Genomic DNA, 22,689 nt, shown 5'->3' on the forward strand with positions numbered 1-22,689 from the left:
AAAAATCCCCCAACCTTTTTAAGACTGGAGGATTTAAAACAACGGAGTGATGGTTTTATTTAACCTTTGTATTTGGTAAAAATGCGGTTGCGAAACCTAATAATGGTAACAATGAACACAATCCAAATACCCATTCAATGCCGTTAACATCAGCCAAATGCCCTAGCCCTGCTGCGGCAATACCACTTACCCCAAACATAAGACCAAACATTAAACCAGCAATCATCCCCACACGGCCCGGAACAGCTTCTTGTGCATAAACCACCATTGCAGCAAAAGCAGACGACAACACCAAACCAGTAATAATTGATAAGACTGTTGTCCAAAACAAGTTTGCATACGGCATCATTAATGCAAATGGAGCCATACCCACAAATGAAACCCAGATAACAGCTTTACGACCAATCTTGTCACCAATTGGGCCACCTGCAAATGTACCTAAAGCAACAGCTGCCAAAAACGCAAACAAATGCAACTGGGCGGTCTGGATGCTGATATGGAACTTTTGAATTAAGTAAAAAGTGAAGTAGTTGCTAATGCTGGCAATGTAGGTAAATTTAGCGAACATCAACACACTAATGGTGCTCAAGGCAATAATGAGCTTACGACCATGTAATTTACTCTGTGATTGGTTTACACGTGTAGCTACCTGATTTTTTGCATGACCAATCGTCCAACGGCTTACACCAAATAAAACCCAAATAGCTAAAAGTGCAAATATAACTAAACCTGCAACTGCATGCTGTCCAAACGGTACGATAAGTAAAGCTGCTAACAATGGGCCAATGGCAGTACCTGTATTTCCACCCACCTGAAAAGTCGATTGAGCCGTACCAAAACGTCCACCCGATGCCATTCGCGCCACCCGCGAAGCTTCTGGATGAAAGGTTGCAGACCCAACCCCAATAAGGGCAGATGCACACAACAACACAGCAAAACTTGGTGAAAATGCCAACAAAATAATGCCGCAGAATGTGACGACCATTCCGAGTGGGAGAAGATACGGTTTTGGATGTTTATCGGTATAAAGTCCAATCCAAGGCTGTAGCAGTGAACCTGTAATTTGGTATACAAATGAAATCAGGCCAACTTGAGCAAAACTCAGCGAAAAGTTTGCTTTGAGCATTGGATAAATAGCTGGTAGCACTGCTTGAATCAAATCATTCAGTAAATGTGCAACCGCCACAGCACCTACAATTTTAATAATCATTCCTTGAGGCTGATCATTTGCAACGGTATTGGCAATACCATCTTTCAATTGTATTGAAGACGTCATACCTGAAAAACTCCAATATTTTAAGTAAGGTGCTTATTGTAAATTGTCGCTTATAAAGTTATCTTCCAATAATCATCGTATAAGTGACAATTTTTAGGATAGATTATGTCCGATTCTCTTATTCAGTCTGATTTGTCTGAACTTGTGATTGGGCTATCTTCCGAGCATGCCTACCGAGAAATCACGCCGACTCATACGCATACTCGCGCTCAGTTTTTATATGCGTCTACAGGAAACATTCAGGTGTTTACACCGAATAATGTCTGGATTGTGCCGCCCATGTGTGCGTTATGGATTCCTGCCCATGTCGAGCACAGTGTAATTTCACTGAGTCACGTTAAGTTAAATACGGCGTTAGTTGAAGTAAATGCAGCTGCTTTAATGGGGCAACATTGCTTTATTATTCGGGTGAGCAACCTGTTGCATGAGCTTTTGATTCGTTTGAATGAAATTGAACAAGAGGAGACTCCAAATATTGTCACCTCTCAAGAGCTTTCTCGTTCTTTACAAATTTTGATTTTTGAAGAAATTCATCGAGCCAATTTGCTGCCTATCCAGATTCCTTGGCCAAAAGACAAACGATTATTAAAAATTTGCCAAGCGTTATTACACGCGCCTAATCACTCAAAAGATTTAACAGATTGGGCTGATGATATTGGTGCGAGTTCGAGAACCTTAATGCGTATGTTCCAAAAAGAAACTGGACTGTCTTATCGGGCATGGGTACAGCAAATGCATATCGCACTTGCCTTGAGTAAAATCGCGAATGGTGAATCGATTGCTCAAATTTCTGAATCACTGGGATATAATAATCCCAGTGCATTCAGTGCGATGTTTAAACGACATCTCGGAAAAACACCTCAGCAATTTAGAAGTGCCGCGATGTCGTTATAAGTCTTTTTTTTTGCAGGTAGGTCATGCTTTTCGAGCAAATCATCGAAATCATGATAGACATGGAGTTCTCGATCTTTACCGGTTCTCGCATGATCTAAACGCTGTTCTGGATCAACCAAAACGAGTGTATGACCATCATCAATCAGACGATCTACACCTTCTAAGAACATACGTTTACCCACATCATGGATAAGCGAAATCTGGGTCAAATCAATCACGATTGTGCTTTGATCAGTTGTCTCGTCTTGTAAAATACGCAACAACATTTCAGCTTCGGTAAATTTCAATACACCTCGAAGCACATACACACTTAATGACGCATCTTTTCCTGTACGGTAATGGCTTTGTACAATGGTTTGTGCAGAAGGTGTACCTTCCATGAGATGTAATCCCATGTCACGAGATAATCGTTCTAAAATATCGATACCTCGAATACTATGACCATGCTCATCTAGTCGAGGTGAAAAAGCAGCAATACTGACCTGACCCGGCAACACCCCCAAAATACCGCCAGCTACACCACTTTTAGCAGGAATACCTACAGTTGAAAGCCAGTCACCCGCGGCATCATACATACCACAGCTCATCATGACACTGAGTACTTGTCTCACTACAGATCGGTTCAATAAGCGTTTTCCGGTTTTAGGGTCGACCCCACCATTGGCAAGTACACTGCCCATACGTACCAGATCTTTAACTGTAACCATGATTGCACATTGACGAATGTAACCATTCACAATATCGACTGGATCAGTTTCTAAAATTCCGACAGTTCGCAACATATAACCGATCGAAAGATTACGATAGGCTGTTTTGACTTCCGAATCGTAAACAGACTCATCAAAACTTAATTCGCGACCAGCAAGCTCGCTCATAAAACGGCGTAGAATTTCTGCACTATGTAGACCATGTTTGACCTGAATCAATGAATGTACAGTAATTGCGCCAGAGTTGATCATTGGGTTTTTCGGACGGCCATCTTTACCCAATGAAATTTCATTGAAAGCTTCCCCTGAAGGCTCCACCCCTACTTTAGCGAGTACCGCATCAATGCCAAGCTGTTGTAAAACATAAGCATATACAAACGGTTTAGAAATTGACTGTATGGTGAATTCAGTATCATCATCGCCGATCGAATAAATTTCACCATCTACCGTAGACATTGCCAAAGCCAATCGGTCTGGATTTGCATTTGCCAACTCTGGAATATAGTCAGCTAGATGCCCGCTATTATCTACCTCACAGGCTTCTATCACATTTGCCAAATAATCTGGGAGAGGGGTTTTCATGGTCCGTAACCTTAAATGAGGAGATTTGCGCTTTAGAGCAATTTTTCAGCACAACCTGCTGATAATATTAAAATTATACTTTTTGAATGAATTAAAAATCACGCTATAAGTATTGTAATTCCGTTGACTTCTTTATTTCAAGCTCATTATACGTTTTTCAAAACTTTAAACAGAAGATTAGATTATTCTTTCTACAAATAACACTCCATTTAAATGATCGACTTCATGTTGAACAATACGAGCAGGAAAACCGTGAAAAATCGTTTCAACGAATTCACCCTGAAGTGTTGAATATTTAACCTTTACCATTTCTGCGCGTTCAACTTGTCCACGTTCATCTGGCACGCTTAAGCAACCTTCTTCACCTAAGAGAGTTTCACTCGAAAACTCTAAAATTTCAGGATTCACCATCACCACCGCATCCATTTCAGGTGCATCGGGATAGCGCGGGTTTGGTCGAGAAGCCACAATAATGACTCGTTTAGAGATATAGACTTGAGGTGCAGCAATTCCTACACCATTACGTTCAAGCATAGTGGCATGCATGGCGGCTGCAAGCCCATAAAGCCAATCACTGTTCAGCTCACTAGATGAGACAGGTGCAGCAATCAGTTTTAAAATGTCTTCACCGCGCTTAGCTACAGGTAAAACTACACTCATCCCTTGAATCTCTCATTAAACTAGCTATGACAAGTTTTATTGTGTCGCTGAACGGCTCAAAAGAAAAGCCATTCCTACATCTGTTTTTGTTTAATCTAAAGCGTTTTTAGTTTTAAACCGTTTTGTCTTTTCTTGGTTAACCCAATCTACACTCATCTATAGCACAAATTTCCTCCATTTACTTTTAATTCACTTTTCCATTAATATCCAAGCTTCGATTACAACAATTAAGTAAAAAATGGATCAAGAATTAACGTTGCAGGATGCGAACTATCTGAATAAAGAAGATAAACGAACCCTCGCCCTTTCTTCACTCGGTGGCGCTTTAGAGTTTTACGATTTTGTGATTTATGTGTTCTACGCCAAAATCATTTCCGACCTCTTTTTCCCAAGTACGCTTAGTCCTTTCTGGGCCATGCTCAATACTTACGGTATTTTTGCAGCAGGTTACTTTTTTAGGCCTTTAGGCGGGGTTGTAATGGCCCATTTTGGCGATCTAGTCGGGCGTAAAAAACTATTTTCGCTTTCTATTTTACTGATGGCTCTGCCTACTCTGTTTATCGGGATATTGCCCACTTTTGAAAATATTGGTTATTTGGCACCGCTACTTTTATTGCTCATGCGTGTGGTGCAAGGTATTGCTATTGGAGGTGAAATTCCTGCCGCGTGGACATTTGTGTCGGAACACGTTCCCGAAAGAAAAATTGGAATGGCAAATGGTTTATTAACTGCCGGACTGTCTTTAGGAATTTTACTAGGCGCGCTGATGTCTTTATGGATTTCACTGAATTTTAGTGAAGGACAAATCCATGACTGGGCATGGCGTATTCCTTTCATTGCAGGTGGTATTTTTGGTCTAGTCGCACTTTATTTACGGACCTATTTAAAAGAAACACCTGTGTTTAAGGCAATGCAGGCACGTAAAGAAATTTCAAAAGAAATGCCGGTTAAACAAGTGTTAAAAACACATAAAACAGCCGTTGTTATTGGAATGTTATTTACATGGTTTTTGACAGGCTGTGTGGTGGTGGTGATTTTAGCCATGCCAAATTTATTGATTGGTTCATTTGGTTTTGAGCGTGCACAGACTTTTGAAATGCAAAGCGCAGCCATTGTCATGCAAATGGTTGGCTGTATTTTGGCAGGCTATTTTGCTGACCGTTTTGGCTGTGGCAAAGTGATGATGGTTGGTGCACTTGCCGTGGCACTTACAGCAGCAGTTTTTTATAACAGTTTAGGTCACACCGCACATTCAACCATTTTTGGCTTATATATGTTGCTAGGTCTTTGCTCAGGTACTGTTGGTATGGTGTCGAGCAGCATGGTTAAAATGTTCCCTGCACCCGTTCGCTTCTCGGGCATTTCATTTTCTTATAATTTATCTTATGCAATTGTTGGTGGTATGACACTGCCTTTAGTCCATTGGCTTAGTCAATATAGTGATATCGGTGCGATGTATTATATTTTTGCGCTCACTATTTTGGCCTTTGTGACTGCTTTTGTATTTTGGAATAAGTTTGAGAAATCTAGATATTAAAAATATTAACTCATTAAAAAACCACGCCAGTTGCGTGGTTTTTTAATGCTGTTCACTTTAGAAAGTAAAACCGATATTAAAGTTAATACGGTATAACCATTTGTCGCTGTTTGGCGAACTAGCCGAGGTATAACCCGTTGAGTTGGTCGCCCCACCAATAATATTTGAGTTTTTGCCCCACGTGTAATCTGCCCAAACCATAAATGGTGAAGCTATAAACATCATGCCTGTAGTGTTCATTTGCGAATCTGACCAATCATCACGTTTTTTATCGAGATAGCTATAGTCATTATAAAACTTAATGGCTTTTAGCTTGCCCATATTCGTGACAGGCAAAGTATAGGCAAGGTTTAAACTGGCAATCGTTCCTTCCGAAGCGATGAAATAGGCAGGTGTAAAACCGTTATTGCCCATTAAAGTCATATCACTATTTACACCATCCGGATTTTTAGCGTCGTATTGATAGTGAATGACTGAACTTTGTAAGTTAAAGCGCTTGTAGTTGTTGTCGGTATGCAAACCAACCGCATAATACTTGCCATCTTTATCGGTGACTTTATTATGTAACTGGGCAATCGCACCAGACACACCAACCTCTTGTTTACCAAAATCAGTTTCTAACTTACGCACAATGCGGGTATTAAACTGATGGCGCTTTTCATTCTGGTAGGCTTTTTGAGATGGAAATGCATTTTCTTCCAGGTCATCATAAGTTGCACTTTCAGGCGAATAGCGCAAGTTGGTCTCTAGCATTTGCGGGTAATAACCGAGCTTTACATCCCAATCTTTGTCGTGATAATTCCAGTTAAGTCCCGGTGCAATATTGTTGCCATAACCTAAAAAGAACGGAATGTGATAGGTCCAGCCATTTTGCGGATATGGATAAATCGTAAATGGCTTATAGACCAAACCTGCTTCAATACTGTTATTGGCATCTAAGTTATAACCGACATATGCTTTTTCAATGGAGGTTTTCTGTTGGTCTTGGAACAGATAGCTCGCATTGATATATGCATCATCAAACTTACCTTTTAGGTCTACCCTGAAAATATCAAAATAAAGCTTACCAAAACCACGGTTTGGCCCTTCCCAATCTTCATAGCGCTGATTTAACCGAACCACCCCACCTAACTTTAAAGAGTCAGTTCCATCATCACTTTTCCATTCAAGTAATGAGTCTTTTGCAAACGCACTTGCACTCATCCCCATAGCGAGTGGTGCAATGAATGCCATGATCAATGAAGTCTTTTTCATCTCTACATCCTTGATTGAGTTCCAGCATCCTGCTGGAACTTTATTTGTTTTACCTGTAAAACTTCGTTTTTATTGTTTTTTAGATAAAAAAATATATCTAAAAAAAGGATGGCTTAGCAGCTCCCATCGCATATGTACTAAACCATCCAAACTGGTTAATACAGTTTCTTTTGCGGTGGACCCGCAAAGTTTAATGGTCCAATCGAGTTCATATCGAGCTCAATTACCGTTGGTCCTTCAAATGCAACCGCCTCTTGAATGACAGTTTTAAACTCATCTGCACTACCGACTTTCCAGCTCTTCACACCCATTGATTCGCCAAGAAGTTTGTAGTCTGGTGTATGCAATTCATTGAAATACTGACGACCACCAAAGTAGTTATTTTGAATGCCACGCATTACGCCATAACCACCGTCATTCATAATCATTAAGACCATGTTGGTGTTTTCTTGCACCATGGTCGCAATTTCGCCAATGCCAAGCATTAAGCCACCATCGCCTACCAAACCAATCACTTTTTTGTCAGGGTTAGCAACCGAAGCACCGATTGCAGTTGCAAGACCTAAACCAATTGCACCCGCGAGTGAGTGAATGTTTTGGTTTGGTGCTTGTACAGGGAATAAACGGCTACCCCATGTGCTACCTGACATGGTGATGTCACGTACAAAAATGCCGTCTTGAGGTAAAGCTGCACGCAAGTGATCACAAATTAAAGCGTATTGGTCGATTTGCTTACGCAGTGCATCAATTGCAGCTTGTTTTGCAGCAACTACAGCCGCATCGTAATCGGCATCAACTTTTGAAGTACCTTGAAGCTGTTCCAACACACGTGTTAAGACATCTTTGGCATCACCACAAATGAAGTTGCGAATTTTGTAATTACGTTGCTGAGCCATTGGGTTAGCATCAACCTGAATAATATTTTCAGGAAATTCAACCGAATAAGTTTTGGTTTCATTACTACGTAAACGAGAACCCAATACAACCATTAAGTCAGCATCTTTTAATAACTGCTCAACCGCTGCCGAGTTGTGGAATGCACCCAAACTACGTGGATGATCGTCTGCCAATACGCCACGACCATGCGTAGATGACACAACAGGAATACCTAAATCTGCAATTGCTTTAACTTCAGCAACACTATTTAAAGTCCCACCGCCAATCCAAAAAATCGGACGTTTTGCTTTTTTGATTTCACTCACAAGAAGATCAATTTCAGCTTGATCTGCTTGTGGCAATTGCAATGCTTTGACTGGCCCAAGGTTAAGTGGCAAATCAATTTCTGCCGCTTGTACATCAATTGGCAACTCAACACTTACCGGCCCCATTGGAACAGTTGTTGCCACACGGATGGCTTCACGAATTACGCCCACTGCATTGTCTGGACTTGTAATACGAAATGCTGCTTTGCTTGATGCGCGTAAAAACGTAAGTTGGTCTTTGGTTTCGTGAATGAAACTTGCATCACGGTCAAGATATTCACGCTCAACCTGACCTGTTAAATGCAATACAGGGCTACCCGCATTCATCGCTTCAATCAGTGAACCTACCGCATTGCCAGCCCCAGCACCAGTACTGGTCAGTGCTACACCTAAGCCTTTAAAGCGTGAATGTGCATCTGCCATGGTTACCGCACCAGCTTCACCACGAGCAGCAACAAAACGCATTTTTTCACGGCGCCCTACTGCGTCGGCAATAGGTAAATTGTGGATGGAAATAACACCATAAATACTATCAACTTGGTGCGCTTCTAAAACTCTTGCGATTGCTTCGCCTACATTTACACGTTCAGTCATGTCTATTCCTCAAAATTTGTTTTTCAATCCTTGAATCTATTAATCGCACCAAGGGTTAGGCTGTTCATTCAGCCCCATATAAATACTCTTTTGCTGCATATACGATAAAATGCCCAAACGGCCTTTTTCGCGCCCGATACCACTGTCTTTAAAGCCACCAAACGGCGCACTAATCGAGAACTTTTTGTAGGTATTAATCCACACGGTTCCCACTTCTAACACACGTGCAATACGCCAAGCTTTACGGTAACTTTCAGTCCAGATGCCAGCTGCAAGACCAAAACAACTGTCATTGGCTTGAGCAATCAAATCTTGTTCGTTGTCATATTTCATGACGACTAAAACAGGACCAAAAATTTCTTCCTGACAGGTTTGGGCGCTATTACTTAAACCTGTAATAATAGTGGGTAAGTAATAACTGCCTTTGGCATAGTCACCAGTTGTCAATGCTTCGCCACCAACCAAAACTTGACCACCTTCGCTTTTAGCAAGCTGCACATAGCGATCAACCGACTGCAAATGTTTGTCATTTACGAGTGGCCCTAAATGCACACCAGCCTGTTCAGGATGGCCCACGCGTAAGCCTTTGGTAATATCAACCAGACGCGTTAAAAACTGATCGTAAAGACTGCTATGAATAAACAAGCGAGAACCTGCGATACACGCTTGGCCTGCCGAACTAAAAATACCGTACGCTACGCCTTTAGCAGCAAGTTCTACATCAGCATCTGGCAGAACGATTGTTGGTGACTTACCACCTAGCTCAAGCGAAGTGGTAATGAGTTTTTCCGCTGCAATATGAGCTAAATGACGACCCGTGGTTGTTCCTCCTGTAAAAGAGATTTTACGAACCAACGGGTGCTGAGCAATTGCATCACCAATAACCGAACCACGACCAACTAACACACTGAGTAAGCCTTTTGGTAAACCTGCCTCTTCAAAAATTTTGGCAAGTTCTAAAGCAATCAGCGACGTTGCTTCTGCTGGTTTTAACACCACTGCATTTCCTGCTGCTAAAGCTGGGGCAAGCTTTTGAACTTCACTCGCAATTGGAGAGTTCCAAGGTGTAATTGCTGCCACAACGCCTACAGGTTCATGCACGCTCATGGTCATAAAGTCTGGAGCACGTTGAGTGGTTAGCTCATCATTCAGCGTTTCACAAGCCGCTGCAACATAACGTGCAGTCGCCGCAGCACTCATCACCAAACCACGTGTTTCGGTTAAAGGCTTACCATTATCGCGTGTTTGTAGTTTTGCCAATTCATCGACACGCGCTTCAATAATGTCTGCAACTTTGTAGAGAATACGTGCACGCTCATGCGGCAAACTGTTTCTCCAGCTTGGTTGACGCCAAGCCTGATCAGCCTTTTCAATCGCTTCATTCACATCTTCAAGCGTTGCAGTCGAAATTTCTGCATTGACAGACTGATCTGCCGGAAAAAGGCTTTGGATGACCGCACCGCGGCCCAAACGCCATTCACCTGCAATATAAATTTCCTTTGCCATGATCAAATCCTTCTTAAATCTGTATTGCTTCTACACTGTTGCGACAAGCACGAATCACGCTAAGCGCAGCCAAAGTTGATGTTTTCGGGTTACTTGCTAACGGCACGCCAACCAGTTCAATGGTCATTTGCCCAAAGCCACCTTCTGCCACAATGGTGTGTTTGTTTTTGTTGATTGTTGGATCAACGGTTAACTCGACCATGGTTTCATCCATTCCAAGCCCAGCAAGTGCAATCGTTGCAGCGACGTTGGCATTTGCTGGAAATTTCATGGCAGCTTCGCGAGCAGTTCCGGTAAAAAAGACCGTAGCTTCAGTCACATGGTCTAAATCGACCAATTGTTCTGCATAACTACCCTTCCAGCTTTTTGGGCTTTTACAGCCTTTATAAGTGACTTTTTGCAAGCCACCTTCTTTGGCTGCTGAAATACCGTCAATGCCAGCAATGGCACCTGCGAGTAAATGCAGATGGGCATTATTTTCTTCAGCTGTTTGTTTGAGCTGAATCAGAAAATCACTATCAGCTAAAGTTCCAACCGAAATCAGGCCTATGGTCCAACCTTTAGCCAGAACCTTTTGAGCATGCTCTTTCACTGCTGCTTGACCTGCCACCTCAATGACATAGTCTGGCGCGCCATCACATTGCTCAATATCTGAAATCACCTGAATCTCTGAAGACACTTGTGATTGAACTTTTTCAACGCTACGAGACGGCACGACAATCCATTTCAGTTGCAAATCTTGAGGCAAGTGAGCATGCACTTCTGCTGCCATTGCGCCAAAACCAATCATCATCAACTTTTTCATGACAGCACCTGATATTTATAAATGTTTATTAAAACCACCTGAGACATCGAGTGCCGCACCTGTGGTGTACGATGCCAATGGAGATGCCAAGAAAACTAAAGCACGGGCTGGTTCTTCAGGACGGCCTAAACGCTGCATTGGAATACCGCGGTTTTTAGCAATATTGCCTGTCCATTCTTCCCATGACTGGTTTAAGTCTGAGCGAGTTTCATAACGGCGCTTCCACTGCGCGGATTCGACCATTCCCAGTAAAATCGAGTTCACACGAACACCATACTGAGTAAACTCGTGAGCCAAAGAATGTGTCAGATTCAACAACGCAGCTCGTGCTGATGAAGTGGCAATCATGTGTGGCTCTGGTTGCAATGCCAGTAACGAGTTCACATTGGTAATCGATGCATTTACAGAGTGTTTTAAATCTTCAAGAAAAGCCCGAACCGGATGTAAAACACTGAAATACTTCAGCTCAATTTCTTTCATCCAGTCTTCATCTTGCGTATTTTCAAAGTTTGAAACGCGGCCTTGTCCAGCATTGTTAATGAGCATATCAACATTGCCCAAATTGAGTTTTACGTCTTTGGCAAATTGTTGAACTTCTTCTTTTTTCAACACATTACATGCTTTGGTAAAAATATTGGCATGTGGATATTTCTCTAAAATATAGAGTTTTGAAGCATTCAAGCGCTCTTCATCGCGACCACACCAAGCTACTTTTGCACCCTCTGCAACCAGTATTTCAACAGCAGCCAGCCCAATCCCAGAGGAGCCACCCGTAACAACTGCAACTTTTCCTTCAACTTGGAAGCTCATAATCCTTAATCTCTCTTACGATTGTTCCTGAATCGTCAACATAATTTGGTTAAATGCTTGCGGTTGGTCGACATAACTTAGATGTCCTGCATCTTGGATGATGTAGTGCTGTTCCAACTGCAATTCCTGAGCAAGCTCTTGTATACTTAACGCAGGAGTGATTTGATCTTGCTGCCCTGCAATCACTGTGCATGGGACTTGTAAATCTGTTAAATAATTACGTATTTCGTCATAGGCAAGTAAGTACGATGCATGTGTGAATCCCTGTAGGGTCAACTGTTGCATCACCTCTGAAACTAAAGCTAAGGCTTGTGGTTCTTGTTTATAAATCAAATGAGGCCCACGGCTTTCAGCCATTCCTTTAGCGCCTAACTCTTTCAACATTTTTGGTCTTTTTTCAAAAACCTGAATTTGTGTTTGTTCATCGTGGCGTTGGTAGCCTTGAGCCAAATTGGCGATCACCAAATGCTCTACTCGTTCTGGATAAAGTGCAGCAAATGCACTCGCTTGTAAGGCACCTAATGAGTGGCCAACAACAATTGCTTTTTCAATTTTTAAAACTTCAAACAGCGCTGCCAAACGCTTTGCATAATCTGTAGCATTCGGCTGATCAGTTAAAAGTTCATCTGACAAGCCATAGCCCGGTGCGTCCCAGGCAATGACATGAAAATGATGAGACAGCACTTCAAGTTGGTTCACCCAAGAAGCAGAACCTGAACTAATGCCATGTAACAGCACGAGGTATTCGCCCTGACCGGCTTCTCGATATGCTTGTTGCTGGCCTTGAACAGTCACCGTTTTAACCGGAAATTCTGCTAACTTTTCAATGAGTGTCATCATTTTTATTCCTTTCCCTTAACTCACATCATCAAACACTTAACGTTTGATTTGAGACAATGGATGCTCTGGTGGATAGTTTGGAATCGTCGGTTTGCCTGTTCCCAACATCACACACATCAAGGCATCTTCTTGACCTGGGTTAAATAGACCACGGTAGATTCCTGGTGGAATTGAAATCAGGTCACGCTCTTTTAAACGGGTCTCGAATTTCTCGCCGTTGTGTTCAATGAACAAATCAATTTCGCCGCGAAGCATAAAGAAAACTTCTTCAACATCGTGGTGAATGTGCAAAGGACCTTCACACTGTGGTGGCAACACCATGGTCGAAAACGTAAAGTTTTCTGCTGGTACAGTGTTACCGTCATTTGCAACACCTGTTGCACCTGTACCCATATAACGCATTTGAGCACGGCGATATTTCGGGTCGTAATCGGCTTGGAACTTCAAAGCATCAAAGTCATATTTACGTGTCTCAAAGCGAGCAATACGTGTGTTTAACCAATCTTCTAAAGAAGAATTTTCTGGTTGTGCCCACGATTCGAATTGTTGTGTAGTCATTTTTTAAACTCCTATACAGTGAATTAATATCGTTTTAAAAGAGGAACCAAGAAAAATGACCCGATGACAGCGACAGCAGCCAAGAAGGTAATTCCCAAATTAAAACTATGTGTTTGCATCACGATGTAACCGATAAGTACAGGTGCAATTGCACTTGCAAAATTACCCAAACCGTTAAATATTCCGCCCGCAGTCGCCCCTACATTTGAGGTCGTTACTTTTGCAAGCAGAGCAAATACAGCAGCTACTCCAAAACCCCAAGCCATCGCACTTAAAGACATCGCTGCAATAATCAATAATGGCTCGGTCATGATGACCATCACATACATGAAAATGCCTGCGAGTAATAAGCCGCTAAATACTTGAATTGCACGGCGACCCAACTTGTCAGATAAAAACGCACCGATGATTTCGCCAATTAACATGGCAATGAATGGAAAGCTTGAATACATTCCAAATTCTTTGAGGTTGAAGCCTTTGTCTTGCATTAAGTAAGAAGGAACCCAGCTGTTTAAGCCCCACAAATAAGTCATCAATGCAATGTTGAAGAGACATACCAGCCAGAATGCTCTATTGCTCAAAAGTATTTTGGTATTAGCAATATGGCCTTTGAAATTGGTACGTTTGCTCTCGCCTTCAATTTCGACGGTTTTCTTAAGTTGCAAATTACGCAAACCGAAAACAATACTGAAAATAGCGATTAGCGTTAACCCAGCCATCACAAAAAAAGTGGTATGCCAGTCATGGTGTGCTAAAACATTTGCCGTGATTGGGAACCCAAGGAATGCACCAATTGGTGTTCCAAGTAAGAACATGGTTGAAGCACGTGCTTGCTGACGGTCTGTATATGTCTGTTTTACAATGGTATAAGCCAAGGCAAACAACGGACCTTCGGCCAAACCTAACAGCACGCGTAAAATCAACATGCCTGAATAACTAGTGGTGAACCCCATGCAAAACATGAGTAGGCCCCATGAAGTTACACTCCAAAACAGCATTTTCTTTGGGTTAAAAATGTCACCCAAAAAGCTTAGAAAAACTGATGAAAAACCATAAGCAAGTAAGAAACTTGTCATGAGCCATCCCAGCTTGGCCTTATCTTCAGCAATTCCCATTGCACTTTGGAAATGAGGATCTGAAAATAAAACCGCAATACTAATCTTGTCGAAAAATGCCAGTACCACACACACCATAAGGACAAAAGCAGGTACCCAATGCTTTAATCCACTTTTTTCTTCATTACTCATGTGTCATTCCTTCGATTTGGTAATGAGAACCAGATTTAATGTTTACGGTTTTAACTTCATGACATTAAATTCAGAATCTTCTAACAGTTTTGGGTCTAAAACAGTGTTGGCTTGCATCCAACGTTTTGCCAGTTTGACCAGTTTAGAATCATTAATGGCAATCATGTTGAGCAAACGATTTTCATGGTCCAGATATAAATAACTCACCTGATCTTCACCGCCTTGGCGAATCACTAACTCTTTCGTTTTTTCAGGTTGATACGTACCTAATATCTGGATATTAAAGTGGTATTGATCAGACCAGAGCCAAGGAATATCGGTATATTCAGTTTCAATACCCAGCATCGACTTCGCTGCGGCAATTGCCTGATTTTGTGCATTTGCCCAAGACTGAATGCAATAGCCCAAACCCGGATGAATCGCGACATCGCCTGCGGCATAAATGTGTTGATCTGAAGTTTGTCCAAAGCAGTTCACCACAATGCCATCTTTCACATCGAGGCCAGCGTGTACACCTAACTCTTTGGCAATCTCGGCACCCGCGCCCACCACAACACAGTCAAATAACTGACTATTTTGAGGATGGTTTACCACTTCAACTTTCTGATGAGGTGCTTCAACCAGATGAAGGCTCTTGCTGTCTAAATGAATTTTTGTGCCTTGGGTTTCATGCATATTTTTTAAAAATGCAGAGACTTCAGGACTCACACTTCTTGCACATAAACGATCGCCATATTCAAAAATATGAACGTCTTTACCTTGCTTACGCGCAGTTGCCGCAATTTCAAGACCAATCCAACCACCGCCAATCACAGCGACATTCTTTGCATGCTTTAAAATTTCAGCCAAACGTTCACAGTCATGCACATTACGTAAGGTCACAACATTTGGAATGAACTGCCATGTATTGACTGGTACACGTGCACGGCTTCCTGTTGCAATCAGTAATTTGTCATAGGGCAAAACCTGACCACTTTCTAAATGAACCTGTTTTTGTTCACGATCGACTTTTGTTGCAATTTCCGGTTTGTGCCATTGAACGTTGAACTCTTGAACCTGCTCATTAGAAAACAGATTCAAACTTTCATAAGTCGCCTCTTTTGAAAGTACTTGCTTAGACAGTGGCGGACGCTCATAAAACACTTGATCTTCATTTGAAACCACATGAATTTCGCCCACATAACCATTTTGACGTAAGGTACTTACTGCCCAACCCGCTGCCTGTCCGGCACCTACAATTACGATCTTTTCCATAGCCATCTTCCTTGTAAAGCAATACCTGTTAAACAGGCTTCACCTGACGGCGGGTTGTGTCATCAAGACCACCCTCAATCGCCCACTCGGTGAAAAGCTCTAGACGATGTTCTTCTACACGTGGCTGCCATTCTTCTGTCAAATAATCATCGTTGGTGTAATATTCAAATGCACCGCCTAATGGTGAGTTGACGTACCAAAAATAAGCTGAAGAAATTGGGTGACGTCCCGGTCCAATAAAGGTTGACCATTCCGAACGATTCATATTTAAACCGCCCCCAATCACCTCATGGATATCACGTACGACAAACGCAACGTGATTTAAGCCAGCAGGTTTATTTGGAACACTGAGCAAGAATAAATCATGGTGATAACCTTTACCTCGACAACGTAAGAATGCACCGCGATTTTTATAAGCATCCGATAAATGAAAGCCTACTTTTTCAATATAGAAATTTTCAGTTGTTGCCAAATCTGGTGTAAAGAACACCACGTGTCCAATCGCAACAGGTTGACCTTTTTCATAGACAGGACTTGCCGCATTCACACGTTGAATATTGCCGTATTGGTTAATGCCTTCCGTTTTAAGTTCTTGAACATCTTTAACAAAACTTTGTTCAAAACGAATAGTCATACCATTTGGGTCAAGGCACTGAACTGTATTTTCAGAACGCTTAAAACCATTTACATCAGCTAGGCGGCCTGCCAAGTCTTCAAGGTCTTGAGCATGATCAACACCCCAAGTGACTTCACGTAAAGTTGAACCTTGTTCAATCGCAGGTGGCAAACGGTCATCATCACAATTAAATAGATAAATCTTGCTACCATTTTGAGTCTGATATAAATCAGTGCCTTCAATATCAGAAGCACTTTGGTTTAAACCAAAATCTGCTAAAAACTTGTTTGAAGCGGCTCTATCTTCAACTCCAAACTTTAAAATCTCGATCCCTGTAATCATTTGACTACTCCTTAGTTAAAGACAAAACCGCCATTGACCGGAATATTTTGACCTGTCACAAAAGAGGACAAATCCGACAGTAGATACAATGCTGTTCCATTTAAATCTTGTGGAAGTTGCTGACGCTGAATCGCTCTTCCGTTGACATATAAATCGTGACGTTCCTGCGGTACATATTCAGTTGCTTCAACCAAAGTCAGACCTGGAGACAATGTGTTGACGCAGATATTGAACGGCCCCAACTCTCTTGCCATTGAACGTGTCATGGCAAAAATTGCACCTTTACTTGCCACATAAGCCATCAGGTTCGGTGCACCCCATAAAGCAGTATCTGATGCAACATTAATAATTTTGCCAGCAGCCGACTGCTTTAGGTGTGGAACGCATGCCTTACTGATTAGCCATGTGCCTTTTACATTAATATTCATGACCCGATCCCAAAGTTCAGGATCATAATCAATCATATTTTTTCCACCTACATTGGTTGCAAGCGCTGCACAGTTCACAAGGCCATCTAACCCTTTTAACAGCTCAACACTTTTTGCTACCGCATTTTCAATCGAGGTCGCATCGGCAAGGTCAACGGTGACCGCATGAACATGAAATCCTTGTTTCTGTAACTCTTGTGCTTCTTGCTGAACTAGCTCAGACAAAATATCTGCCATTACAACCTCAGCACCAGCTTCAGCAATCGCTTGAGCGAAATCTCGCCCTAAACCACGTGCAGCACCAGTCACTAAAACTTTTTTGCCTTGCAGCAACGCTACATTAGCCATGAGCTTCTTCCTGCATCTCAATACGGTTTGATGCATTTAGTGCAGCAATTTTCTTTAATTGCTTCTCAGCTTCTTTCTTCATTAAACGGCGTAAACGTGCAAGACCCACATCGTGTTGATAGAGGAACTCTTTTTCACGCGCATTTGGTGCAAGGTTTTCTAAAATAATGCGGTCTTGCTCCAACACATCCCAATGCAACTGTTCTAAGTGATTGCGATATAAGAAACGCCATACATTGCGTTGCCAGCCACTTACTTTACGGCAGCGCCAGAAAAATACGCGGGTATTGTTGGCATCAATTGGCGTTGCATAACCCACGATCCAGAACTCGCCACCCGGACCAAATTGTTTACGGTACGGAATTGAAAGACGTAACCAACTTGCACCTGTAGAGCCGTATTCAACCCAGTCGAAGTTCACACCCGTTTGGCCTTCTTTTTCAAAAACAAAACCATTATCAGTCGTACGGTGCTTCATCTCTGCGGTACGTTCACCATCTGCCATCGAATGTGATGTCGCGTGTAAATATGTACCGTGCATTGGGTCCATCACGTTATCAATCGCATATTGATGGTTTACTTTCCAGTCGGCTTGGCAAAGGAATGCACTCCACTCTTCGCTTGCAAGTTGTTCTGGGAACTCAAGCGGTTTTGGCTGTTCATTTGCGTCGATACCAAACCAAATAAAAATTGCACCATGCTGTTCACTCACTGGATAGCTTTTTAAGCATTTGGTTCCTGTCATTGGACATTCGTGAACGGCTGGTACATCTGCAACCACACCATCAGCACGAACTTCAACACCGTGATACCAACAAGCAACTCGATCACCTAAGTTCCAGCCTAACGAAAGACGAGCACCACGGTGCGGACAGCGGTCTTCAAGTGCATGTACCTGACCTTCGGCATCACGCCAAACCACAATGTTTTCACCCAAACGGGTAATTCCGACCGGATTGGCAGCCACTTCCCAACTTGCTAAAACTGGATGCCATTGATCACGTAAACCGAGTTCTAAATATTCTTCAGCGCTTTGTGAAGCTGATACGATTGCGTTCATTTTATTCTTCCTTGAATTAATAACCTAAACGTTGCATTTCTTCTGTAAAGCTCGCAGAAGTCCATTCATCACCAGATTCACAGCGGAAACCCTGCTGATTAAGTGCAGAAACAACGTCATCTAATGCTGTTGCGCCCGCAGAAAATGCCTGAATCAAGTTCTTTACAAAGTCTTGTTCGTAGACAGTTGGTTCTTTATAACGTGTTTGCCAAACCAACAATTCAGATTGACCAGGAATTTGAATATTGTTGATACCTGCATCGGTTGCCGGCGTTGCATGAATCCAGCTAGCCAACTTTTCATTAAATGTCTTCATTGTTCTGCTTCCTTGTACCTGTGAGGACTAGAGTTGAATTTGAATATCTTGTCCTTCAACACGAACTGGGTACGTACATAGGTTTCTACATCCCGGTCCACTTTTTAGCTCACCTGTCTGAATGTCAAAAATTGCTTCGTGCAATGGACATTCGACAGTTTGATCTTCGATAAATCCTTCAGTTAATAAGGCATATGCATGAGGGCAAACATTTTCAATCGCAAAGTAATTTTCATCGACGAAAAATACGCCAATTTTCTTCCCTTCAATTTCGATGGCTTTCGGCTCATCTTCGCTAACGTCACCCTGCTGACAAATTGAGATCCAACTCATACCTTGCGCCCTCATTTTGTTTTATATACAAAACATAATTTGATTTTCAAAACATGAGCTAAGCATAATACCCTTGATCATTTTTTGTCAAAGTAAAAATAAATAGATAATTCATTGGTTTAATAAATTTTAAATATTTTGTTACGTTTCAAACAAGAAACAAAGTTTTAAATATAAAAATTGTTTTATGCATTTTTAACAATTACAATAGTTCTAAAATAAAGCAGCATGCCCCAAATTGAACCTTGTTTTATTTATAGGAAAACGACACGAATGAGCCTAACTATTGAAGAAGATTCGCAAGAATCAGAAACAACAAAAAATGATGATCGATATTTAGTACCCGGCCTTGTACGGGGTTTAGCCATCTTGCAAGCATTTAACCAACAAGCACAAGAAATGACGATTACAGAAATCGCTGAAATTTTAGAAGTGAACCGTTCTAGTGCATTTCGTCTAATCTATACACTCGAATCTTGTGGCTATTTAAGAAAAGCTTCTCAAAAAACTTATGCACTTGATTCAAAAGTCATGGAATTAGGTTTTAACAGTTTATCTAAACTTTCATTGCTCGATTTATCGACGCCTTTAATGAAAGAATTACGTGATCAAACCAAACTTGCCGTGCACCTTTCTATTTTAGAAGGCACACATATTGTCTTTGTAAATAATATTCAGTCGATGGGAACCTTCACGAGCAACATTAGCTTAGGTACTCGCTGGCCTGCCCATGCAACCGTAATTGGTCAAATGCTATTGTCTGATTTACCTGAAACTGAAGTACGTCAGCGTTACCGTAACTTTGATGATTGGGATAGTTTTTCTGAACTGACTCCAACCAATTTAAAAACCTTATTGCAAAGATTAGTTTATGTAAAAACACAAAAAACGATGGTGAGCTGGGGTCATTATAATCATGATATGGCAGCCTGCGCGGCACCTATCTTTAAACAGTCAAATGGTAAAATGGTCGCTGTTATTTCAGTGAGTTGCCCAATTACAACCTATGATGAAAGAACGTTTAAAGAAGATATCGCAAGCCTAGTCGTTGAAACAGCAAACAAAATTTCAAAATTTATTTATTAAAAAAAGCGACGTTAAGTCGCTTTTTTTTTGAAATTTTATTTCACAAATTAAAAATTACGCTTAAATACGTTCCCATTCATATCTTGAAAAATAACTGTCAAATGGTTTTCTTTAATATCAAACTTTAAATACTGCTGTTTAAATTGTACAACGGCATAAAACTCTTCAGCACCGTCATCTAACCCTGTAGCAGACACCTGAGTGCCTTGTGGAAAGTCCTTGAGCCATTCAGCATTATAGAAATCTGACACTGAATTAAATTCACAATATTTTGCAGGCTCTGCCATTATTTTTGCGGCAATTTGATCAAACTGTTGCTGTTTATAACCATCTAAGCTCAACAACATGACCATTCTCCAAACTAAACCGGCTCAGAAGATAAATTCTGTTTCTTTTTAACCTTTTCCCATTGATACCAACCATAAGCTGCCATTAAAACAAAGGCTGCATATAAAGCGGCTGTTAAAAATAAATCTTTATAGATAAACATACCCACGTAAATAATATCGACAAAAACCCAAAGTACCCATGTTGCAATATGCTTGCGACTGGTCCAATAGGTTGCGAGTAAACTAAACGCTGCAAGTTGCGAATCGAGCATTGGCACAGCCGCATCGGTAAAGTTTTTAAGAATCAAACCAAAGAGCAAGCCACCTACCGCCGCAATAATCATTTGAATAATTGCTTTTTGAACTGCAATCGGCTCAATACGAATGTCATGATCTTGCTGCTTTCCCTTAAACCAGTAGTAAAAACCATAAAAATTTACGACCATAAAAAAGAACTGCAAAATCGTTTCACCATAAAGCTTAAATTCGTAGAACAAATAAGCATATAAAACAAAGGCAAAGAAATTAAACAGCCAACACCACATGTTCCTAATAACAGTTAATCCAACTCCAATTAGGCTAATCAAGACTGCAAAAATTTCTAAAGGTGACATAAGAACAGCTTCTTATAGAGATCAATTCGACGAGGTATTATGAGAAAAATATCAAGTTAAGCAAACTGCTAATTTGAAATCAAAAAATCTCTGGTCCATGCTTGAATATAATTTGTACTTTTCTATTTCTGTGTTATAAAAATATCACCTGTATTTTAATATACTTATCATGTTTTTATCTAAAGCCCATCTATGTCTGGCTCACCAATTATATGCCTTAGAGGTCAATGTCTCTATGGCCAATTGGCGACGTCCATATTTTGGACAATTTGGCGCTTTGGATGAGAAAATCAAGATATTCCATTTGTAATATATCCCCTGATTTTCATAACAAGCCGCCATAAAACGCGGCTTTTTTTATGCCCTTTTAAAACACAAAAATCAAACTTTCTGGAGCTTTATATGAAGCCATTATTTGAACAACAGAGTATACCCACCCCGCAGATTCAGCCGGTTGTAGCACCCTCTTTAACTCCAACTCGCCTTGCTACAGCCGGCCAATTTATTGCTGTCGTCATTATTTGGTCGCTTACCCCACTCGCGGCCGTCTGGACAGTACAAGAAATTCACTGGGCATGGGGGTTATTTTTTCGATTCAGTTTGGCGATTCCAATTGCCTTACTCTGTCTACGATTTTTTCGTTTAAAACTCATCTTTAGTAAAAAAGCTGTTTTAAGTTATTGTGCCGGAGCCATTGGCTTATTTGGTTCTATGGCCTTTTGCTATATGGGTGCAGATAAAGTCCCCTCTGCCATTATTTCAATTATTTACGGTACTTCTCCGTTAGTGTCCGGACTCATCAGCTCTTTTTTATTAGGACGTGAACGTTTTTCGGCATGGCAGTGGCTTGGGCTGGGTATCGCTCTTGTTGGGATGAGCTTTACTTTAGGACTGTCTTCATCAGGTTTTCAGCTCAACCGTATTGGTATTATGCTAGAGCTGATCGCTATGCTGTTTTATGTATTGTCGACTTTTGCCGTAAAATCTGTCGGAGCACATATTCCGCCAATTACACAAATGACAGGTGCTACTCTTGTTTCATGGGTCGGTTATATATGCCTGTTGCCTTTCTTTTGGTCACATCTTCCAACTGAATTTCCGAGCCTTAAAATTTCAATAGCAGTGCTCTACAGTGCAGTCTTTTCATCTGTGCTTGCCATGATTTTCTATTATCAACTCATCAAAGTCCTACAACCGACCACTGTGTTACTCATTACCATTATTACCCCAGTTTTAGCTACATTTTGGGGGACATGGTTCAACCATGAACAGCTCAGCTCACATCTTATTTTAGGTTTAACCCTGTTATGCTTAGGATTACTGATGTATTCACGTCGTCCAACATAATGTTTTATAACCTGATTGAGGCCACTCATCAGGTTATTCTGCCCCTTATATTTATATTGATCTTAAGAATAAAAGTTTAGTTTTATTTTAATCCCCCTTCTATTTTTGTTTACGAAGTAATCAACAAATTATATTTGACACTTT

23 protein-coding genes are annotated in these 22,689 nt (G+C 41.2%); 4 read left to right on the forward strand and 19 right to left on the reverse strand.

Going from position 1 to position 22,689, the window contains the following annotated elements; genetic code table 11:
* Nucleotides 1–55: 55 nt before the first annotated feature.
* On the reverse strand, nucleotides 56–1,276 hold the full coding sequence (locus HL290_RS09635) for an MFS transporter (RefSeq protein WP_198496313.1): 1,221 nt from the start codon (nucleotides 1,274–1,276) through the stop codon (nucleotides 56–58).
* Between the two features lie 105 nt (nucleotides 1,277–1,381).
* Here HL290_RS09635 and HL290_RS09640 point away from each other — a divergent pair, with 105 nt between their 5' ends.
* Entirely contained in the window at nucleotides 1,382–2,170 is a 789-nt protein-coding gene (locus tag HL290_RS09640; RefSeq protein WP_005042304.1) for an AraC family transcriptional regulator, read from the forward strand.
* On the opposite strand, the gene HL290_RS09645 is transcribed toward HL290_RS09640, so the two are convergent.
* Entirely contained in the window at nucleotides 2,137–3,459 is a 1,323-nt protein-coding gene (locus HL290_RS09645) for a glutaminase (RefSeq protein ID WP_004641747.1), read from the reverse strand. The two genes, HL290_RS09640 and HL290_RS09645, sit on opposite strands and share 34 nt — an antisense overlap.
* Nucleotides 3,460–3,636: 177 nt before the next feature.
* Nucleotides 3,637–4,119, reverse strand: coding sequence for a peptide deformylase (def, locus tag HL290_RS09650; protein ID WP_003653096.1), 483 nt, complete (start codon nucleotides 4,117–4,119; stop codon nucleotides 3,637–3,639).
* A gap of 238 nt (nucleotides 4,120–4,357) precedes the next feature.
* Between def and HL290_RS09655 the strand changes: the two genes are divergently transcribed.
* Complete coding sequence (locus HL290_RS09655; protein WP_198496314.1) at nucleotides 4,358–5,656, forward strand: MFS transporter; 1,299 nt, start codon at nucleotides 4,358–4,360, stop codon at nucleotides 5,654–5,656.
* A gap of 57 nt (nucleotides 5,657–5,713) precedes the next feature.
* Here the strand turns inward: HL290_RS09655 and HL290_RS09660 are convergent, their stop codons facing one another.
* The 14 genes from HL290_RS09660 to HL290_RS09725 form a co-directional block, all read right to left on the reverse strand.
* Nucleotides 5,714–6,910, reverse strand: coding sequence for a hypothetical protein (locus tag HL290_RS09660; protein WP_198496315.1), 1,197 nt, complete (start codon nucleotides 6,908–6,910; stop codon nucleotides 5,714–5,716).
* A gap of 155 nt (nucleotides 6,911–7,065) precedes the next feature.
* The gene (locus HL290_RS09665) at nucleotides 7,066–8,706 is read right to left on the reverse strand and encodes a thiamine pyrophosphate-binding protein (RefSeq protein ID WP_198496316.1); all 1,641 of its coding nucleotides are present in this window, start codon (nucleotides 8,704–8,706) and stop codon (nucleotides 7,066–7,068) included.
* Nucleotides 8,707–8,745: 39 nt separating this feature from the next.
* Complete coding sequence (locus HL290_RS09670) at nucleotides 8,746–10,212, reverse strand: aldehyde dehydrogenase (protein ID WP_198496317.1); 1,467 nt, start codon at nucleotides 10,210–10,212, stop codon at nucleotides 8,746–8,748.
* A gap of 13 nt (nucleotides 10,213–10,225) precedes the next feature.
* Nucleotides 10,226–11,017 carry an aspartate dehydrogenase gene (locus HL290_RS09675; RefSeq protein ID WP_003653106.1) on the reverse strand — a complete coding sequence of 264 codons (792 nt, stop codon included), beginning with the start codon at nucleotides 11,015–11,017 and terminating at the stop codon, nucleotides 10,226–10,228.
* A gap of 15 nt (nucleotides 11,018–11,032) precedes the next feature.
* On the reverse strand, nucleotides 11,033–11,827 hold the full coding sequence (locus HL290_RS09680; protein ID WP_198496318.1) for an SDR family oxidoreductase: 795 nt from the start codon (nucleotides 11,825–11,827) through the stop codon (nucleotides 11,033–11,035).
* Nucleotides 11,828–11,842: 15 nt separating this feature from the next.
* Nucleotides 11,843–12,667 carry an alpha/beta fold hydrolase gene (locus HL290_RS09685; protein WP_198496319.1) on the reverse strand — a complete coding sequence of 275 codons (825 nt, stop codon included), beginning with the start codon at nucleotides 12,665–12,667 and terminating at the stop codon, nucleotides 11,843–11,845.
* A gap of 36 nt (nucleotides 12,668–12,703) precedes the next feature.
* The gene (locus HL290_RS09690) at nucleotides 12,704–13,225 is read right to left on the reverse strand and encodes a cupin domain-containing protein (RefSeq protein WP_017391724.1); all 522 of its coding nucleotides are present in this window, start codon (nucleotides 13,223–13,225) and stop codon (nucleotides 12,704–12,706) included.
* A gap of 23 nt (nucleotides 13,226–13,248) precedes the next feature.
* On the reverse strand, nucleotides 13,249–14,472 hold the full coding sequence (locus tag HL290_RS09695) for an MFS transporter (protein ID WP_005042319.1): 1,224 nt from the start codon (nucleotides 14,470–14,472) through the stop codon (nucleotides 13,249–13,251).
* 42 nt (nucleotides 14,473–14,514) lie between these two features.
* A complete protein-coding gene (locus HL290_RS09700; protein ID WP_045434647.1) occupies nucleotides 14,515–15,726 on the reverse strand; it encodes an NAD(P)/FAD-dependent oxidoreductase in 1,212 nt (403 codons plus the stop codon).
* Nucleotides 15,727–15,754: 28 nt separating this feature from the next.
* Nucleotides 15,755–16,684, reverse strand: coding sequence for a VOC family protein (locus HL290_RS09705; RefSeq protein ID WP_198496320.1), 930 nt, complete (start codon nucleotides 16,682–16,684; stop codon nucleotides 15,755–15,757).
* 11 nt (nucleotides 16,685–16,695) lie between these two features.
* Nucleotides 16,696–17,460 carry an SDR family oxidoreductase gene (locus HL290_RS09710; protein WP_198496321.1) on the reverse strand — a complete coding sequence of 255 codons (765 nt, stop codon included), beginning with the start codon at nucleotides 17,458–17,460 and terminating at the stop codon, nucleotides 16,696–16,698.
* On the reverse strand, nucleotides 17,453–18,520 hold the full coding sequence (locus tag HL290_RS09715) for an aromatic ring-hydroxylating oxygenase subunit alpha (RefSeq protein ID WP_004641722.1): 1,068 nt from the start codon (nucleotides 18,518–18,520) through the stop codon (nucleotides 17,453–17,455). Before HL290_RS09715 ends, HL290_RS09710 begins: the two co-directional genes overlap by 8 nt.
* A gap of 16 nt (nucleotides 18,521–18,536) precedes the next feature.
* Nucleotides 18,537–18,836, reverse strand: coding sequence for a recombinase-like helix-turn-helix domain-containing protein (locus HL290_RS09720; protein ID WP_003653124.1), 300 nt, complete (start codon nucleotides 18,834–18,836; stop codon nucleotides 18,537–18,539).
* Nucleotides 18,837–18,863: 27 nt separating this feature from the next.
* Nucleotides 18,864–19,169, reverse strand: a complete 306-nt coding sequence (locus HL290_RS09725; RefSeq protein WP_003653126.1) for a non-heme iron oxygenase ferredoxin subunit — start codon at nucleotides 19,167–19,169, stop codon at nucleotides 18,864–18,866.
* 273 nt (nucleotides 19,170–19,442) lie between these two features.
* Here HL290_RS09725 and HL290_RS09730 point away from each other — a divergent pair, with 273 nt between their 5' ends.
* Nucleotides 19,443–20,255 (forward strand): IclR family transcriptional regulator, encoded by an 813-nt coding sequence (locus HL290_RS09730; RefSeq protein ID WP_003653128.1) that lies wholly within the window; start codon nucleotides 19,443–19,445, stop codon nucleotides 20,253–20,255.
* 47 nt (nucleotides 20,256–20,302) lie between these two features.
* Here the strand turns inward: HL290_RS09730 and HL290_RS09735 are convergent, their stop codons facing one another.
* Nucleotides 20,303–20,602: a hypothetical protein gene (locus HL290_RS09735; protein WP_198496322.1), complete on the reverse strand. Its 300-nt coding sequence runs from the start codon at nucleotides 20,600–20,602 to the stop codon at nucleotides 20,303–20,305.
* A gap of 14 nt (nucleotides 20,603–20,616) precedes the next feature.
* Nucleotides 20,617–21,198: a nicotinamide riboside transporter PnuC gene (pnuC, locus tag HL290_RS09740; RefSeq protein WP_198496323.1), complete on the reverse strand. Its 582-nt coding sequence runs from the start codon at nucleotides 21,196–21,198 to the stop codon at nucleotides 20,617–20,619.
* A gap of 402 nt (nucleotides 21,199–21,600) precedes the next feature.
* Here pnuC and HL290_RS09745 point away from each other — a divergent pair, with 402 nt between their 5' ends.
* Nucleotides 21,601–22,545, forward strand: a complete 945-nt coding sequence (locus tag HL290_RS09745) for a DMT family transporter (protein ID WP_198496324.1) — start codon at nucleotides 21,601–21,603, stop codon at nucleotides 22,543–22,545.
* The last annotated feature ends 144 nt before the right edge of the window (nucleotides 22,546–22,689 follow it).

Origin of the sequence: Acinetobacter sp. AC1-2, assembly GCF_016124155.1 — a bacterium.
Lineage (GTDB): Bacteria > Pseudomonadota > Gammaproteobacteria > Pseudomonadales > Moraxellaceae > Acinetobacter > Acinetobacter calcoaceticus.